12 protein-coding genes are annotated in these 15,822 nt (G+C 70.1%); 8 read left to right on the forward strand and 4 right to left on the reverse strand.

Going from position 1 to position 15,822, the window contains the following annotated elements:
- Positions 1-46: 46 nt before the first annotated feature.
- Entirely contained in the window at positions 47-337 is a 291-nt protein-coding gene (locus AB0M08_RS08830) for a chorismate mutase (protein ID WP_364490644.1), read from the reverse strand.
- A gap of 231 nt (positions 338-568) precedes the next feature.
- Positions 569-2,383: a bifunctional metallophosphatase/5'-nucleotidase gene (locus AB0M08_RS08835; protein WP_364490646.1), complete on the reverse strand. Its 1,815-nt coding sequence runs from the start codon at positions 2,381-2,383 to the stop codon at positions 569-571.
- Positions 2,384-2,520: 137 nt separating this feature from the next.
- On the opposite strand from AB0M08_RS08835, the gene pcrA reads away from it, so the two are divergent.
- Positions 2,521-4,941, forward strand: a complete 2,421-nt coding sequence (pcrA, locus tag AB0M08_RS08840; protein WP_364490648.1) for a DNA helicase PcrA — start codon at positions 2,521-2,523, stop codon at positions 4,939-4,941.
- Between the two features lie 24 nt (positions 4,942-4,965).
- Here the strand turns inward: pcrA and AB0M08_RS08845 are convergent, their stop codons facing one another.
- The gene (locus AB0M08_RS08845) at positions 4,966-5,982 is read right to left on the reverse strand and encodes a M23 family metallopeptidase (RefSeq protein WP_364490650.1); all 1,017 of its coding nucleotides are present in this window, start codon (positions 5,980-5,982) and stop codon (positions 4,966-4,968) included.
- 260 nt (positions 5,983-6,242) lie between these two features.
- Positions 6,243-6,998 carry a M23 family metallopeptidase gene (locus tag AB0M08_RS08850; RefSeq protein ID WP_364490652.1) on the reverse strand — a complete coding sequence of 252 codons (756 nt, stop codon included), beginning with the start codon at positions 6,996-6,998 and terminating at the stop codon, positions 6,243-6,245.
- 380 nt (positions 6,999-7,378) lie between these two features.
- Between AB0M08_RS08850 and AB0M08_RS08855 the strand changes: the two genes are divergently transcribed.
- The 7 genes from AB0M08_RS08855 (at position 7,379) to AB0M08_RS08885 (ending at position 15,746) form a co-directional block, all read left to right on the forward strand.
- Entirely contained in the window at positions 7,379-7,783 is a 405-nt protein-coding gene (locus AB0M08_RS08855; RefSeq protein WP_364490825.1) for a cobalamin B12-binding domain-containing protein, read from the forward strand.
- Positions 7,784-8,302: 519 nt separating this feature from the next.
- Complete coding sequence (sucC, locus tag AB0M08_RS08860) at positions 8,303-9,481, forward strand: ADP-forming succinate--CoA ligase subunit beta (RefSeq protein ID WP_364490654.1); 1,179 nt, start codon at positions 8,303-8,305, stop codon at positions 9,479-9,481.
- A gap of 4 nt (positions 9,482-9,485) precedes the next feature.
- Complete coding sequence (gene sucD, locus AB0M08_RS08865) at positions 9,486-10,367, forward strand: succinate--CoA ligase subunit alpha (protein ID WP_364490656.1); 882 nt, start codon at positions 9,486-9,488, stop codon at positions 10,365-10,367.
- Between the two features lie 105 nt (positions 10,368-10,472).
- Positions 10,473-11,945 (forward strand): DUF6350 family protein, encoded by a 1,473-nt coding sequence (locus tag AB0M08_RS08870; protein WP_364490658.1) that lies wholly within the window; start codon positions 10,473-10,475, stop codon positions 11,943-11,945.
- Positions 11,946-11,954: 9 nt separating this feature from the next.
- Positions 11,955-12,572 carry a phosphoribosylglycinamide formyltransferase gene (gene purN, locus AB0M08_RS08875; RefSeq protein ID WP_364490660.1) on the forward strand — a complete coding sequence of 206 codons (618 nt, stop codon included), beginning with the start codon at positions 11,955-11,957 and terminating at the stop codon, positions 12,570-12,572.
- Complete coding sequence (gene purH / locus AB0M08_RS08880) at positions 12,569-14,128, forward strand: bifunctional phosphoribosylaminoimidazolecarboxamide formyltransferase/IMP cyclohydrolase (protein ID WP_364490662.1); 1,560 nt, start codon at positions 12,569-12,571, stop codon at positions 14,126-14,128. Before purN ends, purH begins: the two co-directional genes overlap by 4 nt.
- A gap of 400 nt (positions 14,129-14,528) precedes the next feature.
- On the forward strand, positions 14,529-15,746 hold the full coding sequence (locus AB0M08_RS08885; protein ID WP_364490663.1) for an NADP-dependent isocitrate dehydrogenase: 1,218 nt from the start codon (positions 14,529-14,531) through the stop codon (positions 15,744-15,746).
- Positions 15,747-15,822 lie beyond the last annotated feature (76 nt).

Below are 15,822 nucleotides of genomic sequence, written 5' to 3' on the forward strand. Positions count from 1 at the left end.
TCTCCCTCCACCCGCGTGCGTGGTTGCGCCCCTTCCGAGCGGGGTCCTACAGCGGGCCGCGGCCGGAGCGGAGCAGGAGCAGGGCGACCTGGGTGCCGTCGGGGCCCAGAGCGGCGCGGAAACGGTCGACGATCTCCCGCTCGCGGGCCAGGACCAGCCGGGTGCCGCCGCTCGCCATCCGGGTCTTGCCGACCGTCTGGGAGAGCCGGGCGCGTTCCAGCCAGAGGTCGATGATCGCTTGATCGATCTCGTCGATCCGCTCGCGCATGCCACGGATCTCGTCGGCGGCCAGGGGCTGGCCGGCACCGGTGGACTGGTCCATCACATCGGAAGTCATCTCGTGCTCCTCGGGTGCTGGCGCCCCGGTCGAGCCGGCCCGGGCAGCATCAAGCCCCGGGCTCGGAAGCCCGGGGCTTGATGTAGGTCTGTCGTTCAGAGGCGACCTACGGCTGCCGGACTTCCGGGGCCGTAGTAAAAAATCGTGCCTGCTGAATCACGAGCCGAGTATGCCCCGCTCCGAGACCGGGCCGCAAGAAAACCGCCCGAACCGTGAGACGGGGACCGACGGTCAGCCGACGGTGGTGATCCGGTCGGCCGGGCCCGGCGCGACCGAGCCGGTGGCCAGGTACGCGGTGAGGGCGTCGATGTCGAAGCCCGGCGCGGTGACCCGGCCGGTGCCCGCCGTCAGGGAGGAGAAGCCGTCGCCGCCGTTCGCCAGGAAGTCGTTCGTGGTGACCTGGTAGGAGGCGGCCGGATCGATCGCGACCCCGTTCAGCGACAGCCCGGAGATCCGGGAGCCGAGGGCGGCCGACGCGCTCCAGGTGTAGGTGAGGCCCGCCGAGACCTGGAGGATCTTCGTCGAGGTCTGCCCGTTATAGCCCACGAACTGCTGCTCCAGCACCTCCGTGAGCTGGGCGCCGGTCAGTGTCTGGGTCACCACCAGGTTGTTGAACGGCTGGACGGTGAACGCCTCGCCGTACGTGACCTGCCCGTACGCCTCCCCGCCGGACGACTGGTCGGCGTCCAGGTCGGCACGGACGCCACCCGGGTTCATCAGCGCGATCTGCGCACCGGAGCCCGCGGTGTACGCGAGCTGGGCGTCCGCGATCACGTCACCGAGCGGGCTCTCCCCGGCCGCGGTGGCGGTCCGCACGATGTCCCCGGTGATGCTCCCGACGACCTGGTCGGCGATCGGCGCGACGGCCGTCCGGTACTTGTCGGCGACCTTCTTCGCGGCGGCGTCGACGGTGTCCGGGTTCTTCAGGTAGACGCCGCTCGCGTCCTTCTGCCAGCCCCCGTTGCCGTCCGCGACGCCGTTCTCCACGATCACGTTCTTCGCGGTGATGTCGGCGAACCGCCCGGTCCTCCTGTCGATGCCGAAGTCGATGTCGGTGATCAGCTGCCCGTTGCTGCCGGCGCTGGTCACGACGGTGTCGGTGCCCGCGGCGTTCGGCAGCTTGCAGGAGTAGAACCGGTGCGTGTGACCGGAGGCGACGATGCCGATCTCCGGGTTCAGGCCCTTCACGATGTCGACCACGGGACCCGAGAAGCCGTAGCAGTCCGAGACGCCCGGCGTCGGCGTGGCCGAGGCCTGGGTGCCGCCCTCGTGCAGGAGCAGCACCTGGGCCTTCACGCCCATCCGGGTGAGCACCCTCGACCAGTGGTTGGCGGTCTCGATCTCGTCGGTGAAGTGCACGTTCGTGATGCCGGCCGGGTTGACGATGCCCGCGGTGCCCTCCAGCGTCAGGCCGATGAAGCCGACCGGCACGCCCTGCACGTAGCGGATCTCGTAGGGCGGCAGGATCGACCGCCCGGTCGTGTTGTCGATGGTGTTCGCGGCGAGGTAGGTGAACTTCGCTCCGCGGTACGGGTCACCGTCCTGGCATCCGTCGGCCGGGTGACATCCGCCCTTCTGGATCCGGAGCAGTTCGGCCACGCCCTCGTCGAACTCGTGGTTGCCGACCGAGCTGACCTGCAGCCCGACGGTGTTCATCAGCTCGATCGTCGGCTCGTCGTGGAACGCCGCGCTGACCAGCGGGGTCGCGCCGATCAGGTCACCCGCGCCGGCCGTGATGGTCTCCCGGTGCTCGGCCGTGGCCTCGGCGCGCAGCTTCTTGAGGTAGGTGGCGAGATATTCGACACCGCCCGCGGGCGTGCTGGTGCCGCCCGCGTTGACCACCGCGCCGCTGCCCGAGGGCGGGTCGATCGCGCCGTGGAAGTCGTTGTAGCTGAGGATCTGGCCCTTGACCACCCCGCCCTGCGGGTGGCCGTGCGACGTGCTGACCGGGGCGAATTCCCCGGGCGACGCGGACGCGGCCACCGGCGTACCGGAGAGTGATCCTAAAACGGCGACGGCGACCGCCGGCAATGCGAGACGTTTCATCGTGTATCGATCCCTTGATCAAAGTGGACAATCACGAACCTGGATAGCCTGCTCGATCCCGGTGGGCCGCGCCACCTCACACAGGTGACATCGCGGTGTGAATCGGTGTCGGGGGGTCGGCATACACTGGCTGCGCGATGCGACCTTCCTCAGAACCTGCCGAGAGTGCCCTGTTCACGCTGCCCGTGGCCCGGGCTCCGGAGCCGCGCCGCCGGCTCGACCCCGAGTCCCTGCTGACCGGGCTGAACGGCCCGCAACGGGACGCGGTCACCCATTCCGGTTCACCGCTGCTGATCGTGGCCGGCGCCGGGTCGGGCAAGACCCGGGTGCTGACCCACCGGATCGCCTACCTGCTGGCCGAGCGGGACGTGCACCCCGGCGAGATCATCGCTATCACCTTCACCAACAAGGCCGCCGGCGAGATGAAGGAGCGGGTGGCCCAGCTGGTCGGCCCGCGCGCCCGGCTGATGTGGGTGTCGACCTTCCACTCGGCCTGCGTCCGGATCCTGCGCGCCGAGCACGAGCACGCCGGGCTGAAGAGCACCTTCTCGATCTACGACGCCGACGACTCGCGCCGCCTGATGACGATGGTCGGCCGCGAGCTCGACCTGGACCCGAAGCGGTACACCGCACGGTCCCTGGCGGCCCAGGTGTCGAATCTGAAGAACGAGCTGGTCGACCCGGAGGACTTCAAAGCCCGGGCGAACGGGCCGAACGAGCGGGCCCTCGCCGAGGCGTACGAGCTCTATCAGCGGCGGCTCCGCGAGGCGCACGCGCTGGACTTCGACGACATCATCATGTCCGTGGTGCACCTCTTCCAGTCGCACCCGATGATCGCCGAGACGTACCGCCGCCGGTTCCGGCACGTGATGGTGGACGAGTACCAGGACACCAACCACGCGCAGTACACGCTGATCCGCGAGCTGGTCGGCGTGCCCGGCGGTGAGGTCGCGCCGAGCGAGCTCTGCGTGGTCGGCGACGCGGACCAGTCGATCTACGCGTTCCGTGGCGCGACGATCCGCAACATCCTGGAGTTCGAGCGCGACTACCCGGACGCGCGGACCATCCTGCTGGAGCAGAACTACCGCTCCACCCAGACCATCCTCTCCGCGGCGAACGCGGTGATCGACCGGAACACCTCCCGCAAGCCGAAGCGGCTCTGGAGCGACCAGGGCGCCGGCGAACAGATCGTCGGGTACGTCGCGGACACCGAGCACGCCGAGGCGGACTGGGTGGCCCGGGAGATCGACCGGCTCACCGACAACCACGACGTGCGCCCCGGCGACGTGGCCGTCTTCTACCGCACCAACAACCAGTCCCGGGTGTTCGAGGAGGTGTTCATCCGCGTCGGGCTGCCGTACAAGGTGGTCGGTGGGGTGCGCTTCTACGAGCGCAAGGAGGTGCGGGACGCGCTGGCCTATCTCCGCGCGATCGTGAACGAGGACGACACGGTCAGCGTCCGCCGGGTGCTGAACACCCCGAAGCGCGGGATCGGCGACCGGGCCGAGGCGTGCATCGAGGCGCTGTCCAACCGGGACCGGATCTCGTTCGGTCAGGCGCTGCGGCACGCGAAGGGCGCGCCGGGCATCTCCACCCGGGCCGTGAACAGCATCGGCGACTTCGTCCAGCTCCTCGACGACCTGCGCGAGCTCGCCCGTACGGCCCCGCCGGAGGAGGTCCTGGAAGCGGTGTTGCAGCGCTCCGGCCTGCTCGGCGAACTGGAGGAGAGCCTCGACCCGCAGGACCAGGGCCGGGTGGAGAACCTCCAGGAGCTGGTCTCGGTCGCCCGGGAGTACACCGAGCGCGTCGAGTCCCTCGCACCCCCGTCGGAGGAGCCCGAGGAGGAGGACGTCCCGGTCGCCGGCCTCGCCGGGTTCCTGGAGCAGGTGGCCCTCGTCGCCGACGCGGACCAGATCCCCAGCGACGATCCGGACCACCAGGGCGTGGTCACGCTGATGACGCTGCACACGGCGAAGGGCCTGGAGTTCCCGGTGGTCTTCCTGACCGGCCTGGAGGACGGCGTCTTCCCGCACATGCGGGCGCTCGGCGACAACTCCGAGCTGGAGGAGGAGCGGCGGCTGGCGTACGTGGGCATCACCCGTGCCCGGCAGCGGCTCTACCTCTCCCGGGCGGTGACCCGGTCCAACTGGGGACAGCCGCAGTACAACCCGCCCTCCCGCTTCACCGACGAGCTTCCGGCGGAGCTGGTGCGCTGGGAGCGGACCGGGAGCTCGTACACCTCCTGGTCGGGCACGGGCGGCGGGGTGGGCGGCCGCGGTGGCGGCGACCGGCAGCGCGGCGGAGGCTTCTCCGGCGGTACGCCCAAGGCCCAGCGCCTGGCCGAGCGGCTGGGCATCGACGGGAGCAAGCTGACCACGGCGAGCGAGCTCAAGATGGGCCCGAAGGTCGAGGTCGGCGACCGCGTCAACCACCAGCGCTACGGCCTCGGCCGGGTGGTCGGCGTCGAGGGCCAGGGCGCCGGTTCCCGCGCGAAGATCGACTTCGGCGACCAGACCATCTGGCTGGTCCTCCGCCACGCCCCGATCGAGAAGATCTAGTCGAGGGACTGGTCGGATGAGGGTCTAGTAGGCCGAGCAGCCCGGGATGTCGACGCCGTGGGCGTGCATCCAGGCGGTGGGCTCGACCGGGTTCTTGTAGTAGCCCTCGTGGACCTCGAAGTGCAGGTGCGGGCCGGTGGAGTGGCCGGTGGAGCCCTCGTCGCCGATCTGCTGGCCGGCCTGCACGTGCTGGCCGACGGTCACCCGGATCACGGACATGTGGCCGTAGTGGGTGAGGTACCCGTCGCCGTGGTCGATCAGGACGGCGTTGCCGTAGCCCTGGGCCGCGCCGGCCGCAATCACCACGCCGGCACCGGCCGCGACGATCGGGGTGCCCCAGGCGGTGGCCAGGTCGACACCGGCGTGCAGCCGGCCCCAGCGCTGACCGAAGCAGGAGGTGACCCGGGCCTGCGGGAGCGGGTTCACCCACCGGGCCGCGACCACCGGGCGGGCCTTGCGCGTGACCGGGGCGGCGGCGGGCGCGGGAACCGGTCGTTTCCGGCGCAGCACCGGGTCGACGGCCGCGGCACCACCGGCCGCGGCACCGGTCAGCGCGGTACCGGTCAGCGCGGTACCGGTCAGCGCGGTACCGGTCAGCGCGGTGCCGCTTCGGGCGGCTTCGGTCAGCGTGGTGTCGATCCGGGTGGCTTCGGTCACGGCAGTGCCGCTGGGGAGATCAGGATCGGTCAGGGCGGCCGTGGTCTGGCCGGCGGCCCGGACCGGCTCGTCGAGGATGTAGTCGTCGCCCGTGATGATCAGCCGGGGATGGACCTTGCCGGGGGCGTCGTCGCCGGCCGGCGGGACGATCGGCAGCGAGGCCGGTGCGTGCGCGGCGGTGTGGCCGGCGGTGGAGCCGGACGGCGCGGCGGTGGCGGTGGCTCCGACGGCGCCGACACCGGTGGCGAGAGTGGCGGTCAGTGCGGTGATCGAGAGGGCGGCCCGGCCGCGGCTGGCGAAGAGAGCGGGGAACGCCGGTGCGCGGTGGCTGCCGTGGTGGTCCCGGCGGCGCCGGCCCTTCCCGGTACGAGGATCCTGTCCCACACTCCGCCCCCTCCGCCTGCCGGACGACATGCCGTCACGAATCCAGTCGGCCCGGTCGAGCGGGACACTGAGCGCGGAAAAGCGGGTTCAACCGATCTGCAACCGTCCGGGGCGACGCCTGCGGGACGGGGGCGCCTGCGGGGGCGGGAGAGCCTGCGCGGGACGTGAGGCCCTGCGCGGGACGGCAGCGACCGAAGTCAAAGGAGATGCACAGAGGAAATCAAGAAGATCATCAGGCGCGGAGGCCAGGATGGTAAGAGTCAGGAAGTGGCTGCCTCGGCAGCAGCCAGACCGGCGTAGACCGACTCCATCCCGAGTTTGATGTCGACGCCGCGGTCCCGGAGGAACGTGATCGGGTCGGTCGGGGTGCCGTTCACGTGCACCTCGAGGTGCAGGTGCGTGCCGTACGAGTATCCGGTGTTGCCGACCTCGCCGATGACCTGACCGGCCTTGACCGTGTCGCCCTTCTCGACCAGCAGGCGCCGGGAGTGGGCGTAGATGATCTCGGTGCCGTCGTCCTGCTTGACGGTGATGGCGTAGCCGTAACCACCCTGGTAGCCCGCGGCGGTCACCGTGCCGGCGTGCACCGCCTTGTAGGGCGTGCCGTCCGGGGCGGCCAGGTCGATGCCGGCGTGCAGTTTCCCGAAACGGACACCGTACGGCGCGGTGAACTGGTAGTCGTCCAGCGGGAGCAGGTAGATCTCGGAGGCTTCGACGTCCTCGTCGGTGCTGGTCTTCGCGGCGGCGTCGCGGTTCTCGCTGCGGGAGGCGCGGGTCGCGTCGTCTGAGCGGCTGTTCAGCGCGTCGGTGGCGACCTGGGACGTCTTGTCGAGACCCTGCAGGACCTCGGGGTTTATCGCCTTGTTGTCCGGGAGATTGGAGGCCGCGCCGATGGCGACGACGCCCGCTCCGATGAACGCCGAGGTGACGACGACCGCGTAGCGGCTGCGCGGAGGGGTCGGGACGCGGCGCCGGCCGCGATAGCGATCGGGCTCAGACGACAAGCGCTGGCGCACGAAGGACCCTCCGTCGATGGCATTGCGGCGGCAACCACCCTGGCCGGAACTGGTTAACGGTGGTCGACCGGGCTGGCGCTTCGGGGTGAACCGGTGCGGCAGCCGTGGCCACGGTAACGAAAGGGCAGGCTCCTCACAAGTCGCAGCGCTAATTACGTGACAGTTTATGGTGAGCATTGATCATCGATTGTCCGAATTAGTTACCTTTCTCGTCTCCCGATATGGCGACCCTCCGTGATCGCCCATAAAACGGAAAGTAATGTGACCGGGGTAACCATTTCATGGCTGCGTCGCTGCTCGAGGTGCTACCTCCGGCCCGGTGCGGCAGGTTACCGTTCGTTCAGGTGGACGCCGAGGTCCTCAGTCCGGAGGGGTCAGTCATGCAGGCACGGATCAGGGTCGTCGTCGCGAAGCCCGGGCTGGACGGGCATGATCGCGGCGCGAAGGTGGTCGCGCGGGCGCTGCGCGACGCCGGCATGGAGGTCGTCTACACCGGGCTGCACCAGACGCCCGAGCAGGTCGTGGAGACCGCGATCCAGGAGGACGCCGACGCGATCGGCCTCTCCATCCTCTCCGGCGCGCACATGACGCTGTTCCGCCGTGTCCTGGAGCTGCTCCGCGAGCGCGACGCCGCCGACATCGTGGTTTTCGGCGGCGGCATCATTCCGGAGGACGACATCACCGAATTGGAATCACTCGGTGTATCCAAGCTATTCACCCCGGGTGCCACTACCGCGTCGATCGTCGAATGGGTTCGCGCCAATGTGACCACCCAGGTCGCCTGAGACCAGGGGAAATGGCGAAAAAGGGAGAGGCCGGACGCACCCCTCACACGTCCGGCCCCTCTATGCGCGATGCCCCGCCGCCACCCCTCGACCGACAGGGCATCGGCCGTTCTCACCGGGCGCCGTAGCGCTCCGACATCACAATCAACGACCCCTCCATCGGCGGGTTACGTGTGCGTGCGTGACTTTTTCCGCACACTCGCGCATCAGGCCGTCTAGATCTCGTACGGCACCCCGGCCGATGGACGAAACGTCACAGCGCGCTCACTGTCCACACACGTCCCGCGCGTCCCGGACCTGCGTTTTCGTCCCTCCGGTGTGTGGTCTTGCACACCGCGTACCCGCGCGGGCACAGAGCCCGTTTCGGTCGCTAGTCTGCGGATGAAGGCCATTCGGCAGTGCGGAGTGGCCGGACGATCCTCACGCTGGCGGCGCCGCTGCGACGCGCCGCGCACACAACAGGTCGGGACGCAATGGTGCGGCTTGCCGGCGCTTGGCGTCGCGAGCGAAAGGAGACACGTGGACCTGTTCGAGTATCAGGGGCGCGACCTGTTCGAACGGCACGGGCTGCCCGTGCTGGGCGGCGGCGTCGCCGAGACCCCGCAGGAGGCCCGGGCGATCGCCGAGCGCCTCGGTGGCAAGGTCGTTGTCAAGGCGCAGGTCAAGGTCGGTGGCCGCGGTAAGGCCGGTGGCGTCAAGCTGGCCGACGGTGCGGACGAGGCCGAGGCCCGCGCGACCGACATCCTGGGCATGGACATCAAGGGCCACACGGTCCACAAGGTGATGCTGGCCGAGACGGCCGACATCAAGGACGAGTACTACTTCTCGTACCTGCTGGACCGGGCCAACCGGACCTTCCTCTGCATCGCCAGCGTCGCCGGCGGCATGGAGATCGAGACCGTCGCCGAGGAGGACCCGGACCGGGTCGCCAAGGTCGCCATCGACGCCAGCAAGGGCGTGGACGAGGCGAAGGCGCGCGAGATCGTCACCCTGGCCAAGTTCCCGGCCGACGTCGCCGACCAGGTCGTCGACATCGCGGTGAAGCTGTGGCAGGCGTTCGTCGCCGAGGACGCCCTGCTGGTCGAGGTCAACCCGCTGGCCAAGGTGGGCGACGGCCGGGTGCTGGCGCTGGACGCCAAGGTCACGCTGGACGAGAACGCCGGCTTCCGGCACCCCGACCACGAGGCGCTCGAGGACAAGTCCGCGGTCGACCCGATCGAGCAGGCGGCCAAGGCCAAGAACCTCAACTACGTCAAGCTCGACGGCGAGGTCGGCATCATCGGCAACGGCGCGGGCCTGGTCATGTCGACCCTGGACGTCGTCGCGTACGCCGGTGAGAACCACGGCGGCGTGAAGCCGGCCAACTTCCTCGACATCGGCGGTGGCGCGAGCGCCCAGGTGATGGCGAACGGCCTGGAGATCGTCCTCGGCGACCCGGCCGTCAAGTCGGTCTTCGTGAACGTCTTCGGCGGCATCACCGCCTGCGACGCGGTGGCCAACGGCATCATCCAGGCCCTCCAGCTGCTCGCCGACCGCGGCGAGACGGTGACCAAGCCGCTCGTGGTCCGCCTCGACGGCAACAACGCCGAGGCCGGCCGCGCCATCCTCGACGGCGCCAACAACCCGCTGGTCGAGCGGGTCGACACGATGGACGGAGCGGCCGCTCGCGCCGCCGAGCTCGCGGCTGCGGGGAAGTGAACTAATGGCTATCTGGCTCACCAAGGACTCCAAGGTCATCGTCCAGGGCATCACCGGTGGCGAGGGCTCCAAGCACACCAAGCGGATGCTCGCCGCGGGCACCAACGTGGTCGGCGGCGTGAACCCGCGCAAGGCCGGCACGAAGGTCGACTTCGACGGCGTCGAGCTTCCGGTCTTCGCGACCGTGGCCGAGGCGATCAAGGAGACCGGCGCGGACGTGTCGGTCATCTTCGTCCCGCCGGCGTTCACCAAGGCCGCCGTGGTCGAGGCGATCGACGCCGAGATCGGGCTGGCCATCGTGATCACCGAGGGCGTACCGGTGCAGGACTCGGCGTCCTTCTGGTCGTACAACGTGGCCAAGGGTGAGAAGACCCGGATCATCGGCCCGAACTGCCCGGGTATCGCCTCGCCGGGCGCGTCGAACGCCGGCATCATCCCGGCCGACATCACCCCGCAGGGCCGGATCGGCCTGGTCAGCAAGAGTGGCACGCTGACCTACCAGCTCATGTACGAGCTGCGCGACTTCGGCTTCTCCACCGCGGTGGGCATCGGCGGCGACCCGATCATCGGCACTACCCACATCGACGCGCTGCGGGCCTTCCAGGAGGACCCGGACACCGACGCGATCGTGATGATCGGCGAGATCGGCGGCGACGCGGAGGAGCGGGCGGCGGAGTTCATCAAGAACAACGTCACCAAGCCGGTGGTCGGCTACATCGCGGGCTTCACCGCCCCGCCCGGCAAGACCATGGGTCACGCCGGCGCGATCATCTCCGGCTCGGCGGGCACCGCCGACGCGAAGAAGACCGCGCTCGAGGCGGCCGGCGTCAAGGTCGGCAAGACGCCGAGCGAGACCGCACGGCTCATGCGCGAGGTCATGAGCTGACAGGGGTACGCGCGGCGCGCCGTCGGCCGGGTCTCACGATCCGATCGGCGGCGCGCCGCTGTTTCTGCGTCGCCGTGAGCGCCACGGCGTGACAAGGTAGTCGCGATGCCGAGCACAACCGACCGTCCCGACGGCTCGGAGGACCCGTTCGCGGTCGCCGAGGCGGTGCAGTCTGTCGTGCGCGACACCGCACCCCCGGAGATCCGCCCGGGCGTTCCCGAGGCGCCGCGGCTCGACGAGACCCAGGACGTCAACGAGCGGCGGGAGACCGGTCACCGGGACACCGTCGTGATCGACGACGAGGTGCTCGGCCGCCGCGAGACCGTACGCGTCCCGGCCCAGCGCCGTCCGCCCGCCACCAGGAGCGGGGCGCCGCTGCCGGTGGCGGTGGTCTTCGCCACGCTCTGGGCGGCCCTGCTGACCTATCTGCCGGTCGCCGCCGTGATCGGTCTGGCCCGGACGCTGGAGGGCGCCGGGGGCCTCTCCGGTGCCGCGCGCGCCGGTGCCGCGGGTTGGCTGCTCGGCCACGGCGTGCCGATCGGCACCTCGATCGGGCCGCTCGCCCTCGCGCCGCTGCTGCTCTCGGTGCTGGTGATCTGGCGGCTCAACCGGGCCGGTCTGCACGTCACCCGGGCGATAGGGGCCCGTCGCACCGGGTCGGTCGGTGCCGCCCTGGTGGTCGCGATCGCGGTCGGTACGGCGTACGCGATAGTGGGTGCTCTGACCGCCCGCCTGATCGACGGCCGCGGCACCGAGGTCTCCCTCACCCAGGCCGCGTGGCACTTCCTGGCGCTCGGCGTCGCCGGGGCCCTGCTCGGATCGCTGCGCGGCACCGACGCGGTCTCCACGCTGGCCCGGAAGGTGCCCGAGCCGCTGCGCCACGGGGTGCGGACCGGGCTGGTCGCGGCGTTCCTGATACTCGGCGCCGGTGCGGCGGCCGGAGGGCTGTCGGTCGCGCTCGGCGGGGGGCAGGCGGCCGACATCATCTCCGCGTACCACACCGGTGTCGCCGGTCAGGCCGGGTTGACCCTGGTCAGCATCGCCTACGCGGTGAACGCCGCGGTCTGGGCGGCGGCCTACCTGCTCGGGCCGGGGTTCGCGCTCGGTGTCGGTTCGACGATCCGGCTGACCGAGGTGAACGTGGGCAACCTGCCGACGCTGCCGCTGCTCGCGGGCCTGCCGGCCGGTCCGATGGGCGCGGCCGGGACGCTGCTGCTGATGCTTCCGGTGATCGCCGGCGCGGTGGCCGGCTGGGGCCTCACCCAGCGGCTGCGGTACGGCCGTGCGCACGCCTGGCGCCCCGGCTCGCGTCCCGGTGCGGACGTCCCGGAGCCGGGCTGGCCGCTGCTGCTGGGCACGAGCGTGCTCGCCGGACCGGTCGCGGGGGCGGCCCTGGCGCTCTTCTCGTGGATCGCCGGCGGCGGGGTGGGCAGCGGACGGCTCTCCGAGATCGGCCCGGACCCGCTTCCGGTCGGCCTGATCGGCGCTCTGGTCACCGTGATCGCCGTGCTGATCGGCGCGGCGACCGCCCGGATCTTCGCAGCACCACGGCGCCGGGGGAAAAACCCGGGACGATAGGGTGCGAAGGTGACTGACCCCGCGCCCGCCCGCCTGGTCGTCCTCATCTCCGGATCGGGCAGCAACCTGCAGGCTCTTCTCGAAGCGGCCAGAGACCCGGCGTACGGCGCCCAGGTGGTCGCCGTCGGCGCGGACCGGGACGGCATCGCCGGCCTGGATCACGCGGCCGCGGCCGGCGTGCCGACCTTCGTCGACTCCGTGAAGGCCTACCCGACCCGTGACGACTGGGACGCCGCGCTCACCGGCCACGTCGCCGAACACCGTCCCGACCTGGTCATCTCGGCCGGCTTCCTGAAGCTGGTCGGCAAGCAGTTCCTGGACGCGTTCGGCGACCGCTACATCAACACCCACAACGCGCTGCTGCCGTCGTTCCCCGGGATCCACGGCCCGCGTGACGCGCTCGCCTACGGCGTCAAGATCGCCGGTGCGACGCTCTTCTTCGTCGACGCCGGCGTCGACACCGGGCCGATCATCGCCCAGGTCAGCGTCCCGGTCTTCGACAACGACACCGAGGACACGCTGACCGAGCGGATCAAGGTGGCCGAGCGGGCCCAGCTGGTCGAGTTCGTCGGCCGCCTGGTCCGGGACGGCTGGACCATCGAGAACAGGAAGGTACGTATTCCGTGACCACCGATGAGGGTCGTCGTCCGATCAAGCGGGCGCTGCTGAGCGTGTGGGACAAGGCGGGCATCGTCGAGCTCGCGACCGCGCTGCACGCCGCCGGGGTGGAGGTCGTCTCCACCGGCTCGACCGCGGCGACCGTGGAGAAGGCCGGCATCCCGGTGACCCGGGTCGAGGAGCTGACCGGCTTCCCGGAGATCCTCAGCGACCGGGTCAAGACGCTGCACCCGAAGGTGCACGCCGGTCTCCTCGCCGACCTGCGGCTGGAGAGCCACGCGCAGGAGCTGCGGGAGCACCGGATCGAGCCCTTCGACCTGCTGGTGAGCAGCCTCTACCCGTTCAGCGAGACGGTGGCCTCGGGCGCGGGCGAGGAGGAGTGCATCGCCAAGATCGACATCGGTGGCCCGGCGATGGTGCGTGCCGCCGCCAAGAACCACGCGTCGGTGGCCGTGGTGGTCTCCACGGACGGCTACCCGCTGATCATCGAGGCGCTGGCGGCCGGTGGCTTCACCCTGACCCAGCGCAAGGTGCTCGCCTCCCGGGCGTTCATCAACATCGCCGAGTACGACATCGCGGTGGCTAACTGGACCGCGTCCACGCTGGCTCCCGAGGAGTGGCCCGCCTTCGCCGGCATCGCCCTGCTCCGCGAGAACACCCTCCGGTACGGCGAGAACCCGCACCAGCAGGCCGCGCTCTACGTCGACCCGAACGCGCCCGCCGGGCTCGCCCAGGCCGAGCAGCTGCACGGCAAGGAGATGTCCTACAACAACTACGTCGACGCGGACGCCGCCTGGCGCAGCGCGAACGACTTCACCGACCCCGCCGTGGCGATCATCAAGCACGCCAACCCGTGCGGCGTCGCGATCGGCGCCGACGTGGCCGAGGCCCACCGCAAGGCCCACGAGTGCGACCCGGTCTCCGCGTTCGGCGGCGTGATCGCGGTCAACCGCGAGGTCACCGTCGAGTTGGCCCGGCAGGTCGCCGAGATCTTCACCGAGGTGATCGTGGCGCCGTCGTACGCGCCCGAGGCCGTCGAGATCCTCCAGGCGAAGAAGAACATCCGCATCCTGGTCGCCCCGGCCTGGAACCCGCCGCCCGCCGAGGTCAAGCAGGTCGGCGGCGGCATGCTGGTCCAGATGTCCGACCGGATCGACGCACCCGGCGACGACCCGGCGAACTGGACCCTGGCCACCGGAACGCCCGCGTCCCCGGCCCAGCTGACCGATCTGGTCTTCGCGTGGCGGGCGATCCGCAGCGTGAAGAGCAACGCGATCCTGCTGGCCAAGGACGGCGCCACGGTCGGCGTCGGCATGGGCCAGGTCAACCGGGTCGACTCGTCCAAGCTGGCGGTGTCCCGCGCGGGCGCCGACCGGGCGGCGGGCAGCGTGGCGGCGTCGGACGCGTTCTTCCCGTTCCCGGACGGCCTGGAGGTCCTGATCGAGGCGGGCGTCACGGCGGTCGTCCAGCCGGGCGGCTCGGTCCGCGACAACCTGGTGATCGAGGCGGCGGAGAAGGCCGGCATCACGGTCTACCTGACGGGTACCAGGCACTTCTTCCACTGATCGCACGCTTCGTGAGGCGGCCCCGGCTCTCTGCCGGGGCCGCCTCCGTTTTTGCGGTACGAGCGCGGAGCGCCGTCCCGTTCTGAGCGCCCGGGCCGCGACTCCGGGTCACTTCCGGAGGGGGCGGCTGTCCTGGTCGTCGTGGACGTCGAAGACCGGACCCGCGGCTCCGGAGACCAGGAGCCTGCGGCTGATCGGCTGGTTCGAGATCCTGGAAATCGACATATTCCGATGTCACGCCCGGCCGGTCAACGGTGGTTATCAGGGCGGTGTACCCGAAGCGAAGCTCGTGGGGCGTCCTCTCCTGGAAAGGTGGGGTGGAGGGCCGCCCGGCGATCTCCCGCGGGCGGGCAGTACGCTCGTACTGCTAAGCGTGTGTTTCGGAGAGGAGCGCCGGCCGATGGCGAAAATCAAGGTCAAGAACCCGGTCGTGGAGATCGACGGCGACGAGATGACCCGGATCATCTGGAAGCAGATCCGCGAGCAGCTGGTCCTGCCGTACCTCGACGTCAACCTCGAGTACTACGATCTCTCGATTCAATATCGGGACGAGACCGACGACCAGGTGACGATCGACTCCGCCAACGCCATCAAGCGGCACGGCGTCGGCGTCAAGTGCGCCACGATCACGCCGGACGAGGCGCGGGTCGAGGAGTTCGGGCTCAAGAAGATGTGGCGGTCGCCGAACGGCACCATCCGCAACATCCTCGGCGGGGTGGTCTTCCGTGAGCCGATCATCATGAGCAACGTACCGCGGCTGGTGCCGAGCTGGACGAAGCCGATCATCATCGGTCGTCACGCGCACGGTGACCAGTACAAGGCGACCGACTTCGTCGCGCCGAGCGCCGGCAAGATGACCGTCACCTTCACCCCGGCCGACGGCTCCGAGCCGATGGAGTTCGTGGTCTCGGACTTCCCGGCCGGCGGCGTGGGCATGGCGATGTACAACTACGACGAGTCGATCCGCGACTTCGCGCGCGCCTCGTTCCGGTACGGCCTGGCCCGCAACTACCCGGTCTACCTCTCCACCAAGAACACCATCCTGAAGGCGTACGACGGACGCTTCAAGGACCTGTTCGCGGAGATCTTCGAGACCGAGTTCGCCGACCAGTTCAAGGCCGCCGGCCTGACCTACGAGCACCGGCTGATCGACGACATGGTCGCCGCCGCGCTCAAGTGGGAGGGTGGCTACGTCTGGGCCTGCAAGAACTACGACGGTGACGTGCAGTCCGACACCGTGGCCCAGGGCTTCGGCTCGCTCGGCCTGATGACCTCGGTGCTGATGACCCCGGACGGCCAGACCGTCGAGGCCGAGGCCGCGCACGGCACGGTCACCCGGCACTACCGGCAGTGGCAGAAGGGCGAGAAGACCTCGACCAACCCGATCGCGTCGATCTTCGCGTGGACGGGCGGCCTGAAGCACCGCGGCAAGCTGGATGGGACGCCGGAGGTCACCCAGTTCGCCGAGACGCTGGAGAAGGTCTGCGTCGAGACCGTCGAGGGCGGCCAGATGACCAAGGACCTCGCGCTGCTGATCAGCCGGGACGCGCCGTGGCTCTCCACCGACGAGTTCATGAACGCGCTGGACGAGAACCTGGCTCGTAAGCTCGCCGCCTGAGTTTTCTCATCGAGGACGAGGCCCGCCGGCTGGCACCGGTGGGCCTCGTTTTTTGCTGCGCAATTCGGATGTTTAG

Origin of the sequence: Actinoplanes sp. NPDC051851, assembly GCF_040681165.1 — a bacterium.
Lineage (GTDB): Bacteria > Actinomycetota > Actinomycetes > Mycobacteriales > Micromonosporaceae > Actinoplanes.

Bases quoted from the DNA above. Each gene is read 5' to 3' on its own strand.
- AB0M08_RS08830 (WP_364490644.1), bottom strand. From the start codon at position 337: ATGACTTCCGATGTGATGGACCAGTCCACCGGTGCCGGCCAGCCCCTG.
- AB0M08_RS08835 (WP_364490646.1), bottom strand. From the start codon at position 2,383: ATGAAACGTCTCGCATTGCCGGCGGTCGCCGTCGCCGTTTTAGGATCA.
- pcrA (WP_364490648.1), top strand. From the start codon at position 2,521: ATGCGACCTTCCTCAGAACCTGCCGAGAGTGCCCTGTTCACGCTGCCC.
- AB0M08_RS08855 (WP_364490825.1), top strand. From the start codon at position 7,379: ATGCAGGCACGGATCAGGGTCGTCGTCGCGAAGCCCGGGCTGGACGGG.
- sucD (WP_364490656.1), top strand. From the start codon at position 9,486: ATGGCTATCTGGCTCACCAAGGACTCCAAGGTCATCGTCCAGGGCATC.
- AB0M08_RS08870 (WP_364490658.1), top strand. From the start codon at position 10,473: ATGCCGAGCACAACCGACCGTCCCGACGGCTCGGAGGACCCGTTCGCG.
- AB0M08_RS08885 (WP_364490663.1), top strand. From the start codon at position 14,529: ATGGCGAAAATCAAGGTCAAGAACCCGGTCGTGGAGATCGACGGCGAC.